This is a genomic window from Rhodococcus sp. RCBS9 (assembly GCF_029457415.1).
Classification (GTDB): Bacteria; Actinomycetota; Actinomycetes; order Mycobacteriales; family Mycobacteriaceae; genus Rhodococcus_F; species Rhodococcus_F qingshengii.
Map to the genome: position 1 here is coordinate 4,075,394 of NZ_CP120422.1, position 17,163 is coordinate 4,092,556.

Consider the following 17,163-nt stretch of genomic DNA (forward strand, 5'->3'; position numbering starts at 1 on the left):
CAAGCGTCACCGAAGCACGTACGTGACGTTCATGGCCGGGTAACCCGAGGTCATCGTCACCGTGACGTCGTGGCTGTCGGGGGCGTGCGTACCTCCGGCATCCGCCCTGGTCTTCGAGTTGGTGGCACTGAAGACAAACACTCCACCGTCGTCGGAGCGGTACGTGAGCACGATGGGGAAGTCGTTCTGGTTCTTGCTCGTGGCCACAACGTTCACGTTCATGTTGGGGAGGATGTAGTCCGCCGGCGGGACGACCCAGTCGCCGTTCGGGTTGGATGCGTCGACCAGATACAGGGCCCCGCGACCCGAATTGCTGATCATCGCCGTCGTGACGGATGTGTCGGTCATCGACTTCACCGTGTTCGCACCGGCGGAGCGGGCAACCAGAGCTGCCATGCTGAGGCCGGAGAAGGAAAGTGCTTCAGGTCGAATTGTGTTGGTGCTCATCATGTTCTCCTCGATTTGTCGGTCTTGGTGACCGTGTGTTTCTGTGATGAGACAACTATGGCCCCGAAATCCCTTCGGGTCTGTCCACCTACGGGTCCGAGTGCTGGACGACATCGCTGTCCCCCGATCGGTGGACACAGCGCTCTCCGCCCACCCAGTGTCATGGGGTGGAGGCTTCGCCCACCCAGCGTCATGGGGTGGAGGCTCCGCCCACCCAGCGTCATGGGGTGGAGGCTCCGCCCACCCAGCGGGAGAACCTGTTCCTCTACCATTCAACCCACTCGTAGCGTGGCCACCATGACCGATCCTGACTTCTCCACCGCACCACTCGACGTCGTAGTCATCGGCGCCGGCGTCGCCGGCATGTACGCCATGCACCGACTTCGCGAGCAGGGGCTGCGTGTCCACGGCTTCGAGGCGGGCTCCGGAGTGGGCGGCACGTGGTACTTCAACCGCTACCCGGGCGCACGCTGCGATGTCGAGAGTTTCGACTACTCCTACTCGTTCTCCGAAGAGTTGCAACAGGATTGGGACTGGAGCGAGAAGTACGCCGCGCAGCCGGAGATCCTGTCCTACCTCGATCAAGTCGCCGATCGCTTCGACCTACGCAGTGGGTTCACTTTCGATACCCGTGTCCTGAGCGCACAGTTCGACGAGGACTCGTCGACGTGGCGAGTGCACACCGACGGTGGTCATGACGTCACCTCGCGGTTCGTGGTGTGCGCCACGGGCAGCCTCTCGACCGCGAACGTTCCGAACATTGCAGGTCGCGAGACTTTCGGCGGTGAGGTCTTCCACACCGGCTTCTGGCCGCACGAGGGCGTCGATTTCACCGGCAAGCGAGTGGGAGTGATCGGCACCGGATCGTCGGGCATCCAGTCCGTTCCGTTGATCGCCGAGCAGGCCGATCACCTCTTCGTGTTCCAGCGGTCCGCGAATTACAGTGTGCCGGCGGGAAACACGCCTCTCGATGACAAACGACGCGCAGAGATCAAGGCCGACTACGCCGAGCGTCGAGCGCTGTCCAAGCGCAGTGGCGGTGGATCTCCGTTCGTTTCGGATCCTCGCAGCGCGCTCGAGGTGTCCGAGGCCGAGAGGAACGCGGCCTACGAGGAGCGGTGGAAGCTCGGCGGTGTTCTGTTCGCCAAAACCTTCGCAGACCAGACCAGCAACATCGACGCCAACGCGACGGCGGCCGCATTTGCCGAGGCCAAGATCAGATCGGTGGTCGAAGATCAGGCCATCGCCGACCTGCTGATCCCGAACGACCACCCCATCGGGACCAAGCGGATCGTGACGGACACCGACTACTACCAGAGCTACAACCGTGACAACGTGAGCCTGGTCGATCTCAAGAGCGCACCGATCGAGGCAATCGACGAGGCCGGGATCAAGACGACCGACTCGCACTACGAACTCGACGCATTGGTGTTCGCCACCGGTTTCGATGCGATGACCGGGGCACTCGATCGCATCGAGATCCGTGGCCGCAACGGCGAGACCTTGCGAGAGAACTGGCATGCGGGTCCGAGAACCTATCTTGGTTTGGGAGTTCACGGCTTCCCGAACCTGTTCATCGTCACCGGGCCGGGCAGCCCGAGTGTGCTGTCCAACATGATTCTCGCTGCCGAACAGCACGTCGACTGGATCGCCGACGCGATCAACCACCTCGATTCGGCGGGGATCGACACCATCGAGCCGAGTGCCGAAGCCGTGGACAACTGGCTCGAGGAGTGCTCACGCCGGGCGTCGGCAACATTGTTCCCATCCGCGAACTCCTGGTACATGGGAGCCAACATCCCGGGAAAGCCGAGGATATTCATGCCCTTCATCGGAGGCTTCGGTGTCTACTCCGACATCTGTGCAGACGTGGCAGCAGCGGGATACCGAGGCTTCGAACTGAACAGCGCGGTGCACGCATGAGCCGGCTGGAGGGCAAGCGGGTACTCGTGACGGGTGCTGCCGGAGGAATGGGACGCTCACACTGTGAGCGGCTCGCCGAGGAAGGCGCGTCCGTGATCGCGTTGGATGTCGAACAGGCGCAATCGGGGTTGGCGGAAACCGCTCAGGCAGTGCGTGATCGAGGTGGTGTCGCGGTCACCGGTGTGGCGGATATTCGGGACTTCGACGGTCTGGCCGCCGTCGTGGCCGAGTGCGTTACCGAACTCGGCGGGTTGGACGTCGTGGTCGCGAATGCGGGCGTCTACGACACGCCGGGACCGTCGTGGACCATCGATCCTGCAGTGTGGAACCGCTCGCTGGACGTCAATCTGACCGGCGCGTGGCACACCGTCAAGGCCTGCGTTCCGCACTTCGGCGACGGTGGATCCGTCGTTCTGGTCAGCTCGACAGCGGGAATCAAAGGTATTGCCGGAGCAAGTCATTACAGCGCAGCCAAGCATGCCGTGGTGGGCCTGGCCAGAACGCTGGCCAACGAGTTGGGGGCGCAGAGTATCCGCGTCAACTCCGTGCATCCGGGTTCGGTACGTACCCCGATGATCATCAACGAGCGAGTGTTCGCGAACCTGTGCCCGGACATCGAGAATCCCACCGAAGCAGACGCTGCTGCAGTGCTCAGCGCTCGCAACTTGCTGCCCGTTCCCTGGGTCGATCCGGTGGACGTCAGTAATGCGGTCCTGTTTCTCGCATCCGCGGAGTCCCGCTACATGACCGGCTGTCAGTTGGTTGTCGACGCCGGCCTGACCCAGAAAGTGTGAATTGATGACTTCTCGATTGGAAGGCAAGATCGCGCTGATCACGGGTGCGGCACGAGGAATCGGGCGGGCTCAGGCCGTGCGTTTTGCCGAAGAGGGCGCGGACATCATCGCGGTCGACGTGTGCACTTCGGTGGAAACCACAGTCACGCCGCCCGCGACGGAGGCCGATCTCGATGAGACAGTGGCGCAGATCCGGGCGCTGGGGCGAAAGGTCGAATCTGCGGTAGTGGACGTTCGGGATCTCGAGGCACTACGCAGTGCCGTGGACTCGGCCGTCGGAATGCTCGGTGGTCTCGACATCGTCTGCGCTACAGCTGGTATCACGTCCTCCGACGGGGCCCTGACCATGTCGGAAACGATGTGGCAGACCATGCTGGACGTCAATCTGACCGGCGTGTGGCACACCACGACCGTCGCGGCTCCGCACTTGATCGCGCGGGGCGGGGGATCGATGACACTCACAAGCTCCATCGCCGGACTTCGGGGGCTGGTCGGAGTCGCGCACTACACCGCAGCCAAGCATGGAGTCGTTGGTCTGATGCGTTCGCTGGCAAAGGAACTGGCTCCGCACAACGTACGCGTCAATACGGTCCATCCCACCAACGTCGACACCCTCATGATTCAAAACCCGTTGGTGCGCGGCAAGTTCCGCCCCGATCTCGAGAACCCGACGCGCGAAGAATTTGCTGCCGCAGCGATGACGATGAACATGCTCGCCATTCCGTGGATCGAACCGGTGGACGTAGCGAACGCTGCTCTGTTCCTGTCTTCCGACGAGGCTCGCTACATCACGTCGGTCGCCCTGCCGGTGGATGCAGGAAGTTCGTCCCGCTGAGGTTTCGAACAGCTGAAATCTTGAACAGCTGAGGTTTTGACACGCTGAGTTCCGCCACGGTGTGTAGCGTCGGTTTCACCTAACCGAAAGGCGTACACCGTGGCGGAACGGCGCTATCTGGAAGTCACCGTCGGGATCAACATCGTGATGGTCCTCGACCACCGCACGGTGGAGGTCTTCGACCGCACCGCCGCGAGCACGAGCGAAGTGGCTCGTTGGCATGTCGAACACATTGCGGTGAAGGCGAAACCGTCGAAGTCGGGACTGAAACTCACCATCGGGAACAGGCTCGCCGACGACTCGATCGCGGTAGCGGGTCCACGGGCATCGCTGACTGTTCCGCCGGAGAACGAGGCAGCCGTCATCGCGTTCTTCGACGAGGTCAAGGCTGCTCGGGTGTGAATCGGCAGAAGACCTTCGGCGCGGATGATTCGGGTTCTCTAGTCGAGCACGTCGTGCGCTGCCACGAAGATCGGGCCGGACGCACTTTTGTCGGGATCTCGGGAATCGAGGCTTCCGGAAAATCGACGATCGCGGACGAGTTGGCTGCCGGTATCTCGAAGTCGGGCCATGACTTCATCATGATCCATGGGGACGAGTTCTCGACTGCGAAAGCGGTACGGAACAAAGATCCTGACACGGTGCGTGGGTATCTCGAGGATGCGTACGACTATTCGAACCTGAGTAGCCGTGTGATGGTGCCGCTACGGTTGGCCGAAGTTACCGAAATTTCCTACGTCTCGACTGATCCGGAGACAGACGAATCTGTGGTGTCGAAGCCACGAGTCCCGGATCGCGCCATTGTGATCGTCGAGGGAGTGCTGCTTTTTCGCGGACTGATGCGAGATCAGTTCGACCTACGAATCTGGGTTGAAGCAAGCTTCGACGAGTCCTTGCGGCGTGCGAAGGGACGTCCGCGCGATGTGAGCTATTACGGGACGGCCGAGGCGATAGCGTCCGGTACGAATCCCGGTTTCATCCGGCGCAGAGGATTCATCTGCGTGACGATCGACCACAACTGACCAGCCACGTAATCGTGCGTGGCTAGTCAGTCGAAAGGCCGGCGATATCAAGCTTTACGCGCGGCGGCATGGGCCCCGGCGACACGGCCGAATGCGAAGGCGTCGGCAATGTGGAATCCGCCGTCCTTGGCCGCGCTGTAGGTGGAACTGACCGCGCCCGCGGCGTAGAGGCCAGGAATTGGATTGCGGGCAGTATCGAGTACGCGGGAATGACCGTCGCGGCGCGGCCCACCGCTACTCCATCCCAGCAGTGGCGACCCGGAGACGGCGTAGAACGGAGCGGTAGCCACCGGGGCCAAAGTTTCGGGATTGCGGCCGAACGAATGGTCGATGCCGTCCGCGCACGCCTCGTTGTAGCGTCGCACGCTCGTTTCCACGACTGTTGGGTCCAGTCCGAGTTTCTCGGCGAGTTCGGCGAGCGTGTCCGCCTTTAGGATCCATCCCTTGTCGATCTCGGCTTGATTGTCCGAGCTCCACTCGTACCCTTCGTCGAGAACCCTGTGGCCGACGGGCAGTGCGTCGCGGCCGGGGCTCAGCTGTCCGGCCAACCTCATCGTCTCGTCGAAGACGACGTTCATCGGTTGCACCGGAAAGTGTTGGTAAGAACCCTCTCTGAACACATGACCATGCCGCATTTCGGCTGACTCGTCGGTGAAGCGTCTACCTTCCCGGCTGAGGAACACATAGTTGTGCGCGTTCCACAGTGCGAGGAAGAATCCAGTCGGATTTTCGAGGTCGCCGGGAATTCCCGTAATGGTCATCATGTTGTTCATGTGCCACAGATCGGCGCCCACGGCCTGTGCCATGCGGTGACCGTCGCCGGTTGCCGATGGTGAGCCCCAGATCTTCGGATTCTCCAGACGCAAGTAGTCGCGCACCATCGTCGGATTTGCTTCGAATCCTCCGGTGGCAAGGATGACGCCCCGGCGTGCCTGGATCTGCGAAGTCTTTTCACCCGAACGGATCTCGACTCCGGTCACCGCTCCGGATTCATCCGTCAGCAGTCCGGTGGCTTCGGTGTCGAATAGTGTTGTGACGCCGCGTTCAGCGAGAGCGGAGACGAGGAACCGGTAGAGAAGTTCATTGCCCATCTTCCCTTCGACGGTGTCCATCCCTGCGTAACAAGAACTTCCGTCAAGTTCGGCGAACTCTGCCGCGGAATGGAAATCGCCGGTCATCGCTACAGTTGCACCCAGACTGCGGATCCAGTCGGACAGTCCGTGAGTGTTCTCGGCCCAGGCATCGATGACGTCCTCGGCAACGGGGAACTCCCCGTTCAACGAACGCAGGAAGGTTCGGGCGGCAGCGGGGTCCTGGTTGACGAACCATCCACTGCCGGACAGTCGAGTGTTGCCGCCCGCGGAATCAGGTCCGCTCTTTTCCAGAATCACGACCGATGCGCCGTCGGCGTGCGCTTGGAGCGCTGCGGCCGATCCGGCAGCGCCCGATCCGATGACGAGTACGTCGACAATGTTATCCATGTCACAGAAGGTATTGCGGAATGGTGGTGCGGCGAACCCACCTTCCCGATGAGCGAGAAAGCCAGTGGTCGGCGCCGCAGAGACGTCGCCCCGCAGGCACGTCGGGGGCCAGGCGAGGTAGCGGTTCAGTGCGTCGGGGGTGGCGCCAAAAGTGCGATATCGCGCTGTGACGTTTTCGAGACCCTAGCGTTATAGATGTGGTTGTGTCGGCGAAACCTGCCGGTGGCAGAGTTCGTCTGGAACGCAGTGACCGACACGGTTGGTTATCCGACGCACAGTGATTCATCGCTGATTCGGGCGGTGGGGCACGCCGAGTCCAGACAAGAGGCTTTCATGACTACGATCAACGAACGTTCTTCAGCTGCAAATGTTCTCGATCTCTTTGACAGCGCCGGCCGAGAAGGGCATCGGTACAGTATCGACGTGGAAAGCTACACCCCTTCGTATGCGGTACTGAGACTTGCCGGAGAATTGGACATGGGTCAGCGGGTGGAATTGGTGCACGCGCTCGACCGACTTCTCCTGGTCGGAACCGATATTCACGTCGATCTCTCCGGCGTGACCTTCATGTCGTCCGGAGTGGCGAATGCCGTTGTCGATGCTGCGGGGCGTGGCAACAACCGCATTCGCTTGTTTGCCCCGACGCGAGCGGTCTCCATGATCTTTCAGGCTCTCGGCGCCTCCGAACTCATTGCGGGCGTTGCCACGTCGACCGCTGATGCTCTCGGTGCTTGAGCCGGAAACAACTCCCACGAACGATGTGAAGTGAGCAGTGCTCGATACGCGTTGACTTGGTATCTGGTCTGATCTGCGTGTCGATGTGCACTTTGCGGCGCGGGATCAGGTTGTCGTCACCGGGTTGCGCCGAGATTTGCGGTATTCTCGTTCGGTGTCGAGCAGCCGGCGCTGCCATCGACGCGTCCGGCCGCATGAACGCTTGGTGGTCCCGACTCGTAGTGAAGAGCCACACCATGGCGTATGACACCAGCAACGGTTCGACATCGTCGAATTCTCCGATCACCCAGTTCTCCGATGTGATTGGTCTGGAAGTAAGCATGCAGTTCGCACCGATACGCCGCCTCGACGACCACGCACTTGCAGGCGCCGAGTTGCAATTGCGTGGGCCTGACAATTCCTCTCTGTGTTCGGCGCATGCCCTCCGTCGCGCCTCGCAATTGATGCAGCAACGCTCGGAATTCGACAGTCACAAACTGGCCATGTCCCGTACTGCACTCGCATGCACCGTCGCGGATCGCCTGCCGTTGCTGGTGGCAGTCGACTCGGCTTCCCGAGCAGCTCTGAACGCTCCTGGTATCGAAGGAGTGACGAGAAATCTGCAACGGATCGTCATCACGGTTGACAGCGCATCGGTGCTTACCGATCCCCACAACTCTCTGGCAGTGATCAGAGAAGCCCGCGCGGGCGGGCGTCTGATTGCACTCGACGGCGTCGGCATCGACAGGCACTCGGCGACACTTCTGTCTTTGGTCGAACCCGACATCATTATCACTTCCGCTGAATTACTCTCCAAGGCGGCATATTTCGAAGTTGGAACGACGGTGCACGCGCTCGGCGCCTACGTCGAGCGATCGAACGCGATTATCCTTGCCGAGGGTGTCGACTCGGAATCGTCCCGTCTTGCCGCAATCACCATCGGAGCCACATACGGAACGGGTGAGTTGTATCCCGCAGTCGACGATCCGAGTTCACTGTTGTCCGAACCGGTCGTCGCGATGCCCGACAGTCCGGTGTGGAGTGATCCCATCCCCGACGTGGGCACTCCCTACTCGATCGTGTCTGCTCACAGCCGGATCCGGCGCGGTACCAAGCGTCTGTTGATCCAACTGAGTAAGTCTCTCGAAGCGCAAGCCGCCACATCGGGTTCCTCGATGCTTGTTCTGGGCACCTTTCAACAAGCCGAGCATTTCACCGCATCCACAACAGCACGGTGGCGTCACCTCGCCGATACCGTAGGGTTTGCCGGTGTCTACGGTGTCGGACTGTCCGTGATGCTCGACGGTAAAGTTCAACACGCACCGCTCGACCCGGGTGATGATCTCGTCAACGAGTGGACGGTCGTCACTCTGGGACCACACCATGCGGCGATGCTGTCGGCGCGAGATCTTCATGACAACGGTCCAGATCTCGAGCGGACCTTCGACTTCGTGCAAACCTACGATCGCACCACCGTCACCCAGGCAGCGCACTCTATTCTTCGTCGTTACCCCAAGACGAATTCGTGAACCCCGTACCGATGTTCTCGACGTTCGCCGCGAGCGCTGCCCGACCGGCGATCGTGGCTAAGGAGTGGCCGGGCGCCGCGCAGCACGTCTCTTTGCTGCAGAGTTGAGTAGATACCTTTCGGCGACCGTGTAGTCCGTGACGGTTGCGCCATCCGGCGCTGTGGTGTGGGTGAGCAGTTCGAGATAGCGGCGACGGAAGACATGGGCGTCGGATTCTGCGAGTAGGAACTCCGCCGCTGAGACGACCTCTGGTTTCGGAGCAGCGCGTGCATGCCGGTTTCGGGCGGGCCGAGTGCTCATGTTTTCCTCTGGATTTCGAAAGCGTCTGTGCCGGTAGTCATGTGCGAGTTGATCCTGACGTCTGTTCGGTCGCTACCGGTCATGAGAAGTCGTGAGTGGTTTCAGATCGATCGGCTGTCCGTCGGAGGGGAACGGCAAGGACATGTAGTTGAGAGGGGCGGTGTAGCCGGGCGCGACCTGCCAATCGAAGCGTGTGAGCAGGTGGTGCATGATCGCTTTGATTTCGACGCCGGCGAAGTGCATGCCGAGGCATTTGTGCACGCCTCCACCGAACGGTTCCCAGGCATACCGGTGCACCTTGTCTTCACGTCGGTGGTCCGCGAAACGTTCGGGATCGAAATGTTCGGGGTCGGGCCAGTACTGCGGCATGTGGTGAGTGAAATGTGGCACCACTGACACGTAGGTCCCAGCGGGTACGAAGTGGTCCTGTATCTGGGTGTCACACACCGCTCGGCGAGCCATGACCGGCACGGGAGCGACGAGTCGGAGGCATTCTTTCATCACCAGGTCCAAGCCTGCGAGTTGGTCGAGTTCGGCATAGCTCGGCGTCGACGTACTCAGTGCGAGTGATTCCGCCCGACATCTGTTCTGCCACTGAGGATTCTGGCCGAGATATTGCATCATTGTCGAGATGGTGATGGTGGAGGTGTCATGTGCGGCCATCAGCAGGAAGATCATGTGATCGATCACCTCGCCGTCGCTGAAGCGCTGTCCGGTGTCTGATTCGATGTGACAGAGAACGGAAAACAGGTCGTCGGTTTCGCGTGAACGGCGCGCAGGTAGGTAGCGGCGGAAGAAGTTTTCGAGGGTTCGGCGCCCGTCGAGGCCGCGCTTCCATCTGGTGCCGGGAACTCGATAACGGATCACCGAGGTTGCAGCTTGCACGCAATCGACGAAAGCTTTTTTCACAGAGTCGATTTCGTTGTCAGTGGTCCCTTCCGCGCCGCCCATGAAGATGTCGGTCGCGAGGTTGAGTGTGAGAGCTTTGAGAGCGGTGTAGGCGCGGAAGCCATCGGACGGAGTCCAGGCGTCGAGCGCGGAGGCGATCGCGGGATTCAGCACGTCCACGGTCTTTTCGAGACGCGATCTCGTGAAGGCTTGTTGCATGATGCGTCGTTGTCGTAGGTGCTCTTCGGAGTCGAGAAGCATCAGACCCCCGTGGAAGAAGGGGCCGATGAGCACTGACCAACCGTCGCTGTTGACAAAAGCGCGGTCCTTGTTCTGGAGAACTTCTTGGCATGCGTCGGGTCCGAGGGCTGCGACCCACCGTCTACCGGCCATCGAGAACCACGAGACCTCGCCGTAACGATCCCAGCGTTTTTGCATCAGAGCGAGAGGGTCGCGGATGTATTCGAAAGTTTGCCCTATTCCGGGTAGTCCCGAATTGCCTGAGATGGGACGCAACTGCGACCGGATGGGTGGAGCGGCCAGGATTTTCGACATCACGTACCTGCCTTCCGTTTGCATCTGACAGTGGCGCCTGTCAGATGGGGGTAGTCTGCGTCACAGTCGCGTTGTCTGTCAAGATCGACTCATGGCTTCTCCCACACCCCGTCGATATGCCGGTCTGAGTGGTGAGCAGCGGGCCGCGCTTCGGCGTGAAAGCTTGCTCGCAGCAGGACTGGACGTGTTTGCAGCCGCGGGCAGGCAGGGTGCCACCATGACCGCCATCTGTGCGCATGCCAAGCTGACAGAGCGATATTTCTACGAGAGTTTCACCAGCAGGGACGAACTCCTCCAGCAGGTTTTCGACGGAATCGTCGACGAGGTGCGCGTGGCCGGAATGGCTGCACTCCGAACGACCGATGGGACACGGGAGGAGCGCGTGCGGAGCGCCATTGCTTCGTTCGTCAACATCCTGACGGACGATCCTCGAAAAGGGCGTGTCGCGATGGTCGAGTCGGTGGCTTACGAGCCGCTGCGCACTCACAGGCGGGGAGCGCTGCGTGGGTTCGCGCAGATGGTGGCCGACGAGGCTGCGCTCTTGTACGGCGATCGAGCTTGGCCTCCCCATCAGGGTGAGATCAACGGATTACTGTTCGTGGGCGGCCTGGCCGAATTGGTGACGGCCTGGCTCAACGGCGAAATCGACATCACGCCCGCTGAGATCGTGGATGCCGCAACCTTCCAATTCACATCCACAGCGCACCGATGAAACGCGGGGCCGGCGATGCGGACTGCCAACTCCAGTGGGCGGCATGTGTCGTGATTCGAGGCAGTTTCGGGTCTGAATTGTCGATGACACTGTCCGCGCGGGTCCAGGGCTCTGCAGCCGCGAAGTACAGACGTTGGCCGCCGACATAACGGTTCATCGACGGGTGTTCCGGATCCGCGTTCGTTCCGTCGCGAAGGTTCATTCGCTCGGCGGTGATCTCGAAGGGCACGTCGAGAAAGATCGAATAGTCCCATCGGGAAGCAAGTTCGTCCCGATGCAGAAAGAGTCCCTCGACGAGGACTACGGCTCCGTCGGCTGCATGCAAGTACGCGTCGCTGTCCCGTCGTGGTCGGTACTCGCGGTTACCTCCCGGTCTCAGAGGGGCGAGAACATGACGCTCGAGGGCGTCGTAGTCGTAGCTGTCGAGCCAGAAGCCTTCCGGTGACAGCCGACCTCTGCGATGGCGAATCTCCGGCGGATTGAGGAAGTCGTCGACGTGAATCACAATGGCGGGGCGTTCATTCAGCTGTGCTGCAAGACTTTTCGTGAATGTCGTCTTGCCGCTCCCGTCGACGCCGTCGATCGCGACGACGGGAGAGCCGCGCAGCGCGTTTATTTCGGCGGCCAAGGTCTCGAAGACCGTCTTGGTGCTCATCGAGCAGTTCTTCCCTCGCTCGTAGCGACGCGAAGAGGCCCGGTGTCGTACAGGATTCGGTGGCCGTCTTCGAGGACGCGTCGAGTGCCCGCGTCGAGCGGAAGGTCGGCCCAGCTCTCGCTCGCGAAATTCAGTTCGACGAGGAGGCCGGACCGTAGGCGGAAGCGTCGTTCTCGGACTGGCCCCCAGTTGGCGGCTCTGATGAATCGCGCGTCGGGGCGGAGCCGGTCGAACCAGTCTTCATTTGCGAGCGCGTTCGCGTCGTCGGCCAGGATCATCAGATCAAGATCACTCGCCATACGCTCCGCGCCGCGCGCGTAGGACCCGACCAGCGCTACAGCTTTGACGTCATCGTGCTCAGCGGCCCATCGTTCGACGTCGACGAGCAGCGCGTTCACCGCACGTCTTCGCCCCTTCAATCGTGCTGACATACCGGCATCATTCCCCATCGCCACCCTCTCCGTAGCTTCGCCGGGACCTCTATCCTGGAACTGTCGGTGACAAGCCAGGGGAGGGGTGCGTATGTCCAAGGAAGTATCGGCGGGTCTGGCTGTTGGTGCAATGGTTCTTGTTGCAGGCTTGATCTGGACTGGATTTCCCCTCGACATGTATTCGATTGTCGCCGTGATCTTTGCAATGTGCGGTGGATTCATCACTTGGATCTACGTACGCGCAAATGAAGAGAGCACCGGAGACGCTGCGACGAAAGAAAGAAGTCAATGAAGACGATCATCGTGTGTACCTCTGTCTCCCATGGCAATACGAAGCTGATCGCCGACGTCATCGGAGAAGTTCTCGATGCTCGCGTGGTCGAGCCCGGTGACATCGACGCCGCGCAGCTCGCCGACTACGACCTGGTGGGGTTCGGCTCCGGCATCTACCTACGCTCGTACCACGCAGATTTACGCTCGTTCGTCGAGGCACTCCCCGAAGAACGGCGATCCAAGGCTTTTGTCTTCGCCACCAGTGGTTTTCCTGACAAGGGGATTCATCGCTTCTCGCGTCCACTGGTTCAGTTGCTCGAACAGAAGGGCTTCGATGTGGTCGCAGCCTTCTCGTCCCGTGCGTGGGATACCTATCTCCCGTTCAAGCCTTTCGGCGGTATCCGGAAGGGGCGGCCGAACGCCGACGACTTGGAATCGGCGCGCATGTTCGCCGAAATGCTACGCGGAAGCGTTCAGGACAGCTTGCCCGGCACCGGGTAGCTGCGCAGGCTCATCTCCAGCTCACCGGCGTCGGCAAGGTCGTTGATCGTCTGGCGCAGAGCGCCACACGTCCGCTGAGCGTTGGCACGGCTGTTCGCGCGACCCAACTCCGGGCACACTTCCTGCGACTCTTCGAGCCATTGGACGCTGGTGTGCGCTTCGCTGTACTTCTCGACGAGGACACGGTTTCCGCAGTTGCGGCAACTGACCTGACGCATCAGCGTGCAATCAGATCGGCCGGTGACCAGAAGGCGCGCATGCTCGTGATCTTGGCGTCCTCGTCGAAAGTCATGACGTCGATCGGTTCGACCTCGTAGACCTGATCGCCCACCGGTGTGACGACGCGGAAGTGGAAGGCCGCGCTGGATCCGCTCACCCGCAAGGTAAGCAGTTCCGTCTCTTGCGAACCGCCCTCGAGAGCGCCGTAGAACTCGGTGATCGCGGCCTTGCCGACGCGGGGTTCGCTGCCGACCGGGTCTTCGAGCGTCGCGTTCTCGGCGTAGAGGGCGGCGATGTCCGCTGACGATCCGCGAGCCACGGCGTCGAGGTAGGTGGTAACCGTCGCCGTGATCGCGGCCGTGGTGTCTGGTTCGAGAGTGGTCATCGAGTTAGTCCGATCAGTCGAGAAGTTCAGGGTCTGACAACTACTTCGGACGCTATCGGTGCGGGCTCGATTCGGCGCCGGCATCTCCCACGCAGCGGGACAGCCTGAGCACTCAGGCGTCGAAGCGTCCGAACCCGCCGCGGTAGAACAGAAGCGGACCGTCGTGGCGCAGCACGTTCAGATCGGTGATGCGTGCGACGACGATGGTGTGATCACCGGCGTCGTGCTCCTGCTCGACCGTTGCTTCGATGCGGGCGAGCGCGCCGCTCAGCGCCGGAGCACCGTTGCCGGCGGCATCCCACTCGACGCCGAGGAACTTGTCCGTCCCGCCGCGAGCGAACGCCGAACACATGTCCTGCTGATCGTGGGCGAGAACATTGATGCAGAGAGTTCCCGTTTCGCGAAGCTTCGGCCAACTTGTCGACGTCTTCGCCGGGCAGAACGAGAGCAACGGGGGATCAAGCGATACCGAGACCAGGGACTGGCAGGTGAAACCGAGGGGTGAATTTCCGTCGTGAGCGGTGATGACGGTGACGCCGGTGCAGAAATTGCTCATCACGTTGCGAAGTGTGCGTCCGTCCAGAACTGGCGGCTCGGCGTTTTCCACGGTCATGTCGTCTCCTTGTTCAAATCTTTTGTTCAAAACTCTGCAAACAGCTTCAGAAGCAACGATGTGTGGCGCCGCGGCCGTAATCCAGCGGCAGTCCCACTCAATGGCAGCAATGGCTTCTCGGCACGGGTCAGGACCGACCGAGTGGCAGGTGGAGGGGTTTCGAGCAAATTTGATCCCGCTCAGCGGTCCGTTCGGATTCTACGAAACCAGCAAATGACCAGTGATTGTTAGACTTCGGGCATGTCCGAACCTGATGACGTGTCCCGAGGACTTCCCGCTACCAGCTGGGCAGTGCTCGGGATGCTGACGTTCGGGGAGGAGCTGACCGGAAACGATTTGAAGAAGTGGGCTGACTGGAGTGTCGGCTTCTTCTATTGGAGCCCGTCCATCAGCCAGGTGTACGCAGAACTGAAGAAGCTCGAAAGCATTGGGTTCGTGGAGTCCCGGGTCGTCTCCGAACCAGGGGTGCGAGGCAAGCGCCTTTACTCCATTACTCAGTCAGGAACCGACGCCGTCCGGACGTGGTCACGGGAGGCACCGGTGGAAGTTCCGGTGCTCAAGCACGGTGTGATGTTGCGTCTGTGGATGGGACACCTCAACGAGCCCGAGCGACTGAAGGCGCTGGTGGAAGCCCACATCGCCAATGTCGAAGAGCAGATTCGACGCGCGAAACTCCACGCAGATCATGCCGAGAACGAGCCGGCCTGGTCGTTCCCGGTCATGACGTTGCGATGGTCGGAACGGTACTTCCGAGCCGAGATCGAACTTGCTCGCGAACTGCTCGACGACATCGATCGTGCGACCGCCGAGTTCGCGAACGTCGCCGAGCACGACCGACTGGGATCACCGTTGCCCTCGACGCCTGGCAAATGGAAGAACGTCGAGGAGTACGTGTTGGCGCTCGAGCAAGCCGGGCTCACCGGCAACGGTTCGAGTATCTGAGTCAGGCCCCGGCTGCGGTCGGCATGTTGCGCAGCAGATGACGACGTTGCAAAGTCGGAGTGACGCTCAGCGATCCGCCGTCGATGCCTCGCCAAATTGCAGCGGCCGCCATACGGACCGGCGCTGCGCTGACGTGGTCGAGGCGGAGGGCCTTCGACGGCGCGCAGATGGATACCGCGGCGACGGCGCGGCCGATGGGGCCGATCGGTGCCGCAAGACAGCTGAATCCCGGTAGGCCGTTTCCGGATTCGAAGGCCACCCCGGACTCGCGGATTCTGGCGAGGTGGGGCAGTGCGTAGCCCGAGGACTTCGGCGAACCGAACGCGAGCAGTGCCTGACCGATCGCAGTGGTCTCGGCGCGGCGTCGACCACCGACACGCGTCGGCACTGCGGCGGCGAGGCGTCCGCCGATCTTCTCCATGTAGACCACATCGGGCCCGTCGAGGATGCCGAGGTGAACCACGAATCCGGTGACTCGGTAGAGCTCGTGGAGAAGGGGCATGGCTGCAGCGTGGAGGCGGTCCTGATGAACCGCGAGCGATCCCAGTTCGACGAGGCGCATACCGAGTTCGTAGTCACGGCCGTCGCGACGCAGCCAACGCATCGAGACGAGACGTTCGAGCATGCGGTGGGCAGACGAGCGGGGAAGGCCTGTGCTCCGAACGACTTGAGCGAGCGTCAACCTGCCGGGACCGTCGAAGGCGTCGAGAACCAGCGAGACGCGATCGAGAATTGCTGTCGGGGCCGAATCGGCGCCTAAAGCATCCACAGCCTGCAGTGTCATCGTGTACCTCACTTCTCTTAGAGCTCCACAACCAGTGAACTGGCTATTTCAATTAGAAATAGTGTCATAAAGTTACGGATTTGTGAAGTGGATCACCGGTCTGTTTTCGGGCGCGTCGCGGTGGAAACGACGAGGGGGTTTGCGCGAATGCTCGCGCAAACCCCCTCGTCGTTTAACTACTGGCAGGTATTACATCGCCACCGGCAGGTATTGATCGCCACCGGCGGGTACTACATAGCTGCCAGTGGTTCGCTTCCGGACCAGTCGTGGCCCCAGTAGCTGTCAGCGGTGATCTCCTCGGAGGAGTACGAGTCCTGATCCACCCTCGCGCCCTCGGTGCCGAACTCGATGTCCCAGCCGCCGGGTGCGCGGACGTAGAAGGAGATCATCTTGTCGTTGGTGTGACGACCCAGGGTCGACGACACGGAGAATCCGTCCTTCATCACGCGGTCGAGTGCCTGGCCGACGGCGTCGAGGGTGTCCACCTCGACCATGATGTGAATCAGGCCGGGTGCGCCGCCGTGCGGTGCCGGGCACAGGGCCAAGCTGTGGTGACGCTCGTTGACGCCCATGAAACGGATTCGCAGCGGCCCGAATTCAGGCGGGGCCGGCAGGCGGAAGGCGCCGCGCGGGTAGAAGCCGAGCACCTCGGTGTAGAAGTCGAAGCTCGCAGCACTGTCCATGACGGGGAGTACGACGTGGCCGAGACCCTGTGAGCCGGTGACGAATCGAGCGCCGAAGGGCGTCACCACGGGGCTGTGGTCGAGGATCGCTCCGTGGAAGACCTCGATGGCTGCTCCGCCGGGATCGGTGAAGGCGATGACCTCTTCGACCCGTCGAGCATCTGCTTCGGCGAGCGAAAGCTGCTCGACCTCGGTGCCGTTCTTCTCGAGTGCTTCTTGAACGCGGCGCAGTGCGGCGTGGTCGGCGACCTCCCAACCGATGTTGACGATCTCGTCGCGCTCACCCTCGACGACGACGATGCGAGCAGCACGCTCGTCGAGTCGTAGGTAGAGCGCGTTCTCGTCCGGCCCACTGCCCTTGGCGAAGCCGAGAACGTCGAAAGCGAAAGTGCGCCAACGTGCCATGTCGTTGGTCGAGATCTTGACGTAGCCAAGTCCCTTGATGTCAGTGCGTGTCATCGTGTCTTTTTCCTGTCG

The 17,163-nt window shown here is 61.4% G+C and carries 22 protein-coding genes; 11 read left to right on the plus strand and 11 right to left on the minus strand.

Features of this window, described 5'->3' with window-relative positions; translation table 11 throughout:
* Nucleotides 1–6: 6 nt before the first annotated feature.
* A complete protein-coding gene (locus P0M12_RS19130) occupies nt 7–447 on the minus strand; it encodes a hypothetical protein (RefSeq protein WP_042453463.1) in 441 nt (146 codons plus the stop codon).
* Between the two features lie 297 nt (nt 448–744).
* Between P0M12_RS19130 and P0M12_RS19135 the strand changes: the two genes are divergently transcribed.
* The 5 genes from P0M12_RS19135 to P0M12_RS19155 all read left to right on the plus strand — a co-directional run bounded on the left by P0M12_RS19135 (nt 745) and on the right by P0M12_RS19155 (nt 5,021).
* Nucleotides 745–2,370 (plus strand): NAD(P)/FAD-dependent oxidoreductase, encoded by a 1,626-nt coding sequence (locus tag P0M12_RS19135; protein WP_277376717.1) that lies wholly within the window; start codon nt 745–747, stop codon nt 2,368–2,370.
* Nucleotides 2,367–3,164 carry a mycofactocin-coupled SDR family oxidoreductase gene (locus tag P0M12_RS19140; RefSeq protein WP_058038555.1) on the plus strand — a complete coding sequence of 266 codons (798 nt, stop codon included), beginning with the start codon at nt 2,367–2,369 and terminating at the stop codon, nt 3,162–3,164. The genes P0M12_RS19135 and P0M12_RS19140 overlap by 4 nt, the downstream gene beginning before the upstream one ends.
* Before the next feature lie 4 nt (nt 3,165–3,168).
* Nucleotides 3,169–3,999, plus strand: coding sequence for a mycofactocin-coupled SDR family oxidoreductase (locus tag P0M12_RS19145; RefSeq protein WP_042924153.1), 831 nt, complete (start codon nt 3,169–3,171; stop codon nt 3,997–3,999).
* A gap of 99 nt (nt 4,000–4,098) precedes the next feature.
* Entirely contained in the window at nt 4,099–4,401 is a 303-nt protein-coding gene (locus tag P0M12_RS19150) for a hypothetical protein (protein WP_042452216.1), read from the plus strand.
* A complete protein-coding gene (locus P0M12_RS19155; RefSeq protein WP_277376718.1) occupies nt 4,398–5,021 on the plus strand; it encodes a uridine kinase in 624 nt (207 codons plus the stop codon). Before P0M12_RS19150 ends, P0M12_RS19155 begins: the two co-directional genes overlap by 4 nt.
* 47 nt (nt 5,022–5,068) lie before the next feature.
* On the opposite strand, the gene P0M12_RS19160 is transcribed toward P0M12_RS19155, so the two are convergent.
* Nucleotides 5,069–6,502 (minus strand): FAD-dependent oxidoreductase, encoded by a 1,434-nt coding sequence (locus P0M12_RS19160; RefSeq protein ID WP_054187130.1) that lies wholly within the window; start codon nt 6,500–6,502, stop codon nt 5,069–5,071.
* Between the two features lie 423 nt (nt 6,503–6,925).
* Here P0M12_RS19160 and P0M12_RS19165 point away from each other — a divergent pair, with 423 nt between their 5' ends.
* The gene (locus tag P0M12_RS19165; RefSeq protein WP_228401988.1) at nt 6,926–7,237 is read left to right on the plus strand and encodes an STAS domain-containing protein; all 312 of its coding nucleotides are present in this window, start codon (nt 6,926–6,928) and stop codon (nt 7,235–7,237) included.
* A gap of 320 nt (nt 7,238–7,557) precedes the next feature.
* Complete coding sequence (locus P0M12_RS19170) at nt 7,558–8,745, plus strand: DICT sensory domain-containing protein (RefSeq protein WP_047269510.1); 1,188 nt, start codon at nt 7,558–7,560, stop codon at nt 8,743–8,745.
* Between the two features lie 57 nt (nt 8,746–8,802).
* On the opposite strand, the gene P0M12_RS19175 is transcribed toward P0M12_RS19170, so the two are convergent.
* Together P0M12_RS19175 and P0M12_RS19180 are read right to left on the minus strand one after the other, a co-directional pair.
* On the minus strand, nt 8,803–9,045 hold the full coding sequence (locus P0M12_RS19175; RefSeq protein WP_003944403.1) for a hypothetical protein: 243 nt from the start codon (nt 9,043–9,045) through the stop codon (nt 8,803–8,805).
* 72 nt (nt 9,046–9,117) lie between these two features.
* Nucleotides 9,118–10,488 carry a cytochrome P450 gene (locus tag P0M12_RS19180; RefSeq protein ID WP_007726721.1) on the minus strand — a complete coding sequence of 457 codons (1,371 nt, stop codon included), beginning with the start codon at nt 10,486–10,488 and terminating at the stop codon, nt 9,118–9,120.
* Between the two features lie 91 nt (nt 10,489–10,579).
* Between P0M12_RS19180 and P0M12_RS19185 the strand changes: the two genes are divergently transcribed.
* On the plus strand, nt 10,580–11,200 hold the full coding sequence (locus P0M12_RS19185) for a TetR family transcriptional regulator (protein ID WP_039972697.1): 621 nt from the start codon (nt 10,580–10,582) through the stop codon (nt 11,198–11,200).
* On the opposite strand, the gene P0M12_RS19190 is transcribed toward P0M12_RS19185, so the two are convergent.
* Both P0M12_RS19190 and P0M12_RS19195 read right to left on the minus strand, forming a co-directional pair.
* Nucleotides 11,178–11,855, minus strand: coding sequence for a uridine kinase (locus P0M12_RS19190; RefSeq protein ID WP_007726723.1), 678 nt, complete (start codon nt 11,853–11,855; stop codon nt 11,178–11,180). The genes P0M12_RS19185 and P0M12_RS19190 overlap by 23 nt on opposite strands.
* A complete protein-coding gene (locus P0M12_RS19195) occupies nt 11,852–12,286 on the minus strand; it encodes a nucleotidyltransferase domain-containing protein (RefSeq protein ID WP_039972698.1) in 435 nt (144 codons plus the stop codon). Before P0M12_RS19195 ends, P0M12_RS19190 begins: the two co-directional genes overlap by 4 nt.
* Nucleotides 12,287–12,377: 91 nt before the next feature.
* Here P0M12_RS19195 and P0M12_RS19200 point away from each other — a divergent pair, with 91 nt between their 5' ends.
* On the plus strand, nt 12,378–12,578 hold the full coding sequence (locus P0M12_RS19200) for a hypothetical protein (RefSeq protein ID WP_007726726.1): 201 nt from the start codon (nt 12,378–12,380) through the stop codon (nt 12,576–12,578).
* Nucleotides 12,575–13,060, plus strand: coding sequence for a flavodoxin family protein (locus P0M12_RS19205; RefSeq protein WP_007726729.1), 486 nt, complete (start codon nt 12,575–12,577; stop codon nt 13,058–13,060). Before P0M12_RS19200 ends, P0M12_RS19205 begins: the two co-directional genes overlap by 4 nt.
* Here the strand turns inward: P0M12_RS19205 and P0M12_RS19210 are convergent.
* The 3 genes from P0M12_RS19210 to P0M12_RS19220 all read right to left on the minus strand — a co-directional run bounded on the left by P0M12_RS19210 (nt 13,033) and on the right by P0M12_RS19220 (nt 14,277).
* On the minus strand, nt 13,033–13,278 hold the full coding sequence (locus tag P0M12_RS19210; protein ID WP_007726731.1) for a hypothetical protein: 246 nt from the start codon (nt 13,276–13,278) through the stop codon (nt 13,033–13,035). The two genes, P0M12_RS19205 and P0M12_RS19210, sit on opposite strands and share 28 nt — an antisense overlap.
* Nucleotides 13,278–13,664 carry a nuclear transport factor 2 family protein gene (locus P0M12_RS19215; protein ID WP_003944423.1) on the minus strand — a complete coding sequence of 129 codons (387 nt, stop codon included), beginning with the start codon at nt 13,662–13,664 and terminating at the stop codon, nt 13,278–13,280. Before P0M12_RS19215 ends, P0M12_RS19210 begins: the two co-directional genes overlap by 1 nt.
* A gap of 112 nt (nt 13,665–13,776) precedes the next feature.
* Entirely contained in the window at nt 13,777–14,277 is a 501-nt protein-coding gene (locus P0M12_RS19220) for a flavin reductase family protein (protein ID WP_007726733.1), read from the minus strand.
* A gap of 240 nt (nt 14,278–14,517) precedes the next feature.
* Between P0M12_RS19220 and P0M12_RS19225 the strand changes: the two genes are divergently transcribed.
* Nucleotides 14,518–15,219, plus strand: coding sequence for a PadR family transcriptional regulator (locus P0M12_RS19225; RefSeq protein WP_003944324.1), 702 nt, complete (start codon nt 14,518–14,520; stop codon nt 15,217–15,219).
* A gap of 1 nt (nt 15,220) precedes the next feature.
* Here P0M12_RS19225 and P0M12_RS19230 read toward each other — a convergent pair whose 3' ends face one another.
* A complete protein-coding gene (locus P0M12_RS19230; RefSeq protein ID WP_007726735.1) occupies nt 15,221–16,003 on the minus strand; it encodes an IclR family transcriptional regulator in 783 nt (260 codons plus the stop codon).
* 230 nt (nt 16,004–16,233) lie between these two features.
* Nucleotides 16,234–17,145: a biphenyl-2,3-diol 1,2-dioxygenase gene (gene bphC, locus P0M12_RS19235; RefSeq protein ID WP_007726736.1), complete on the minus strand. Its 912-nt coding sequence runs from the start codon at nt 17,143–17,145 to the stop codon at nt 16,234–16,236.
* Nucleotides 17,146–17,163: the final 18 nt, after the last annotated feature.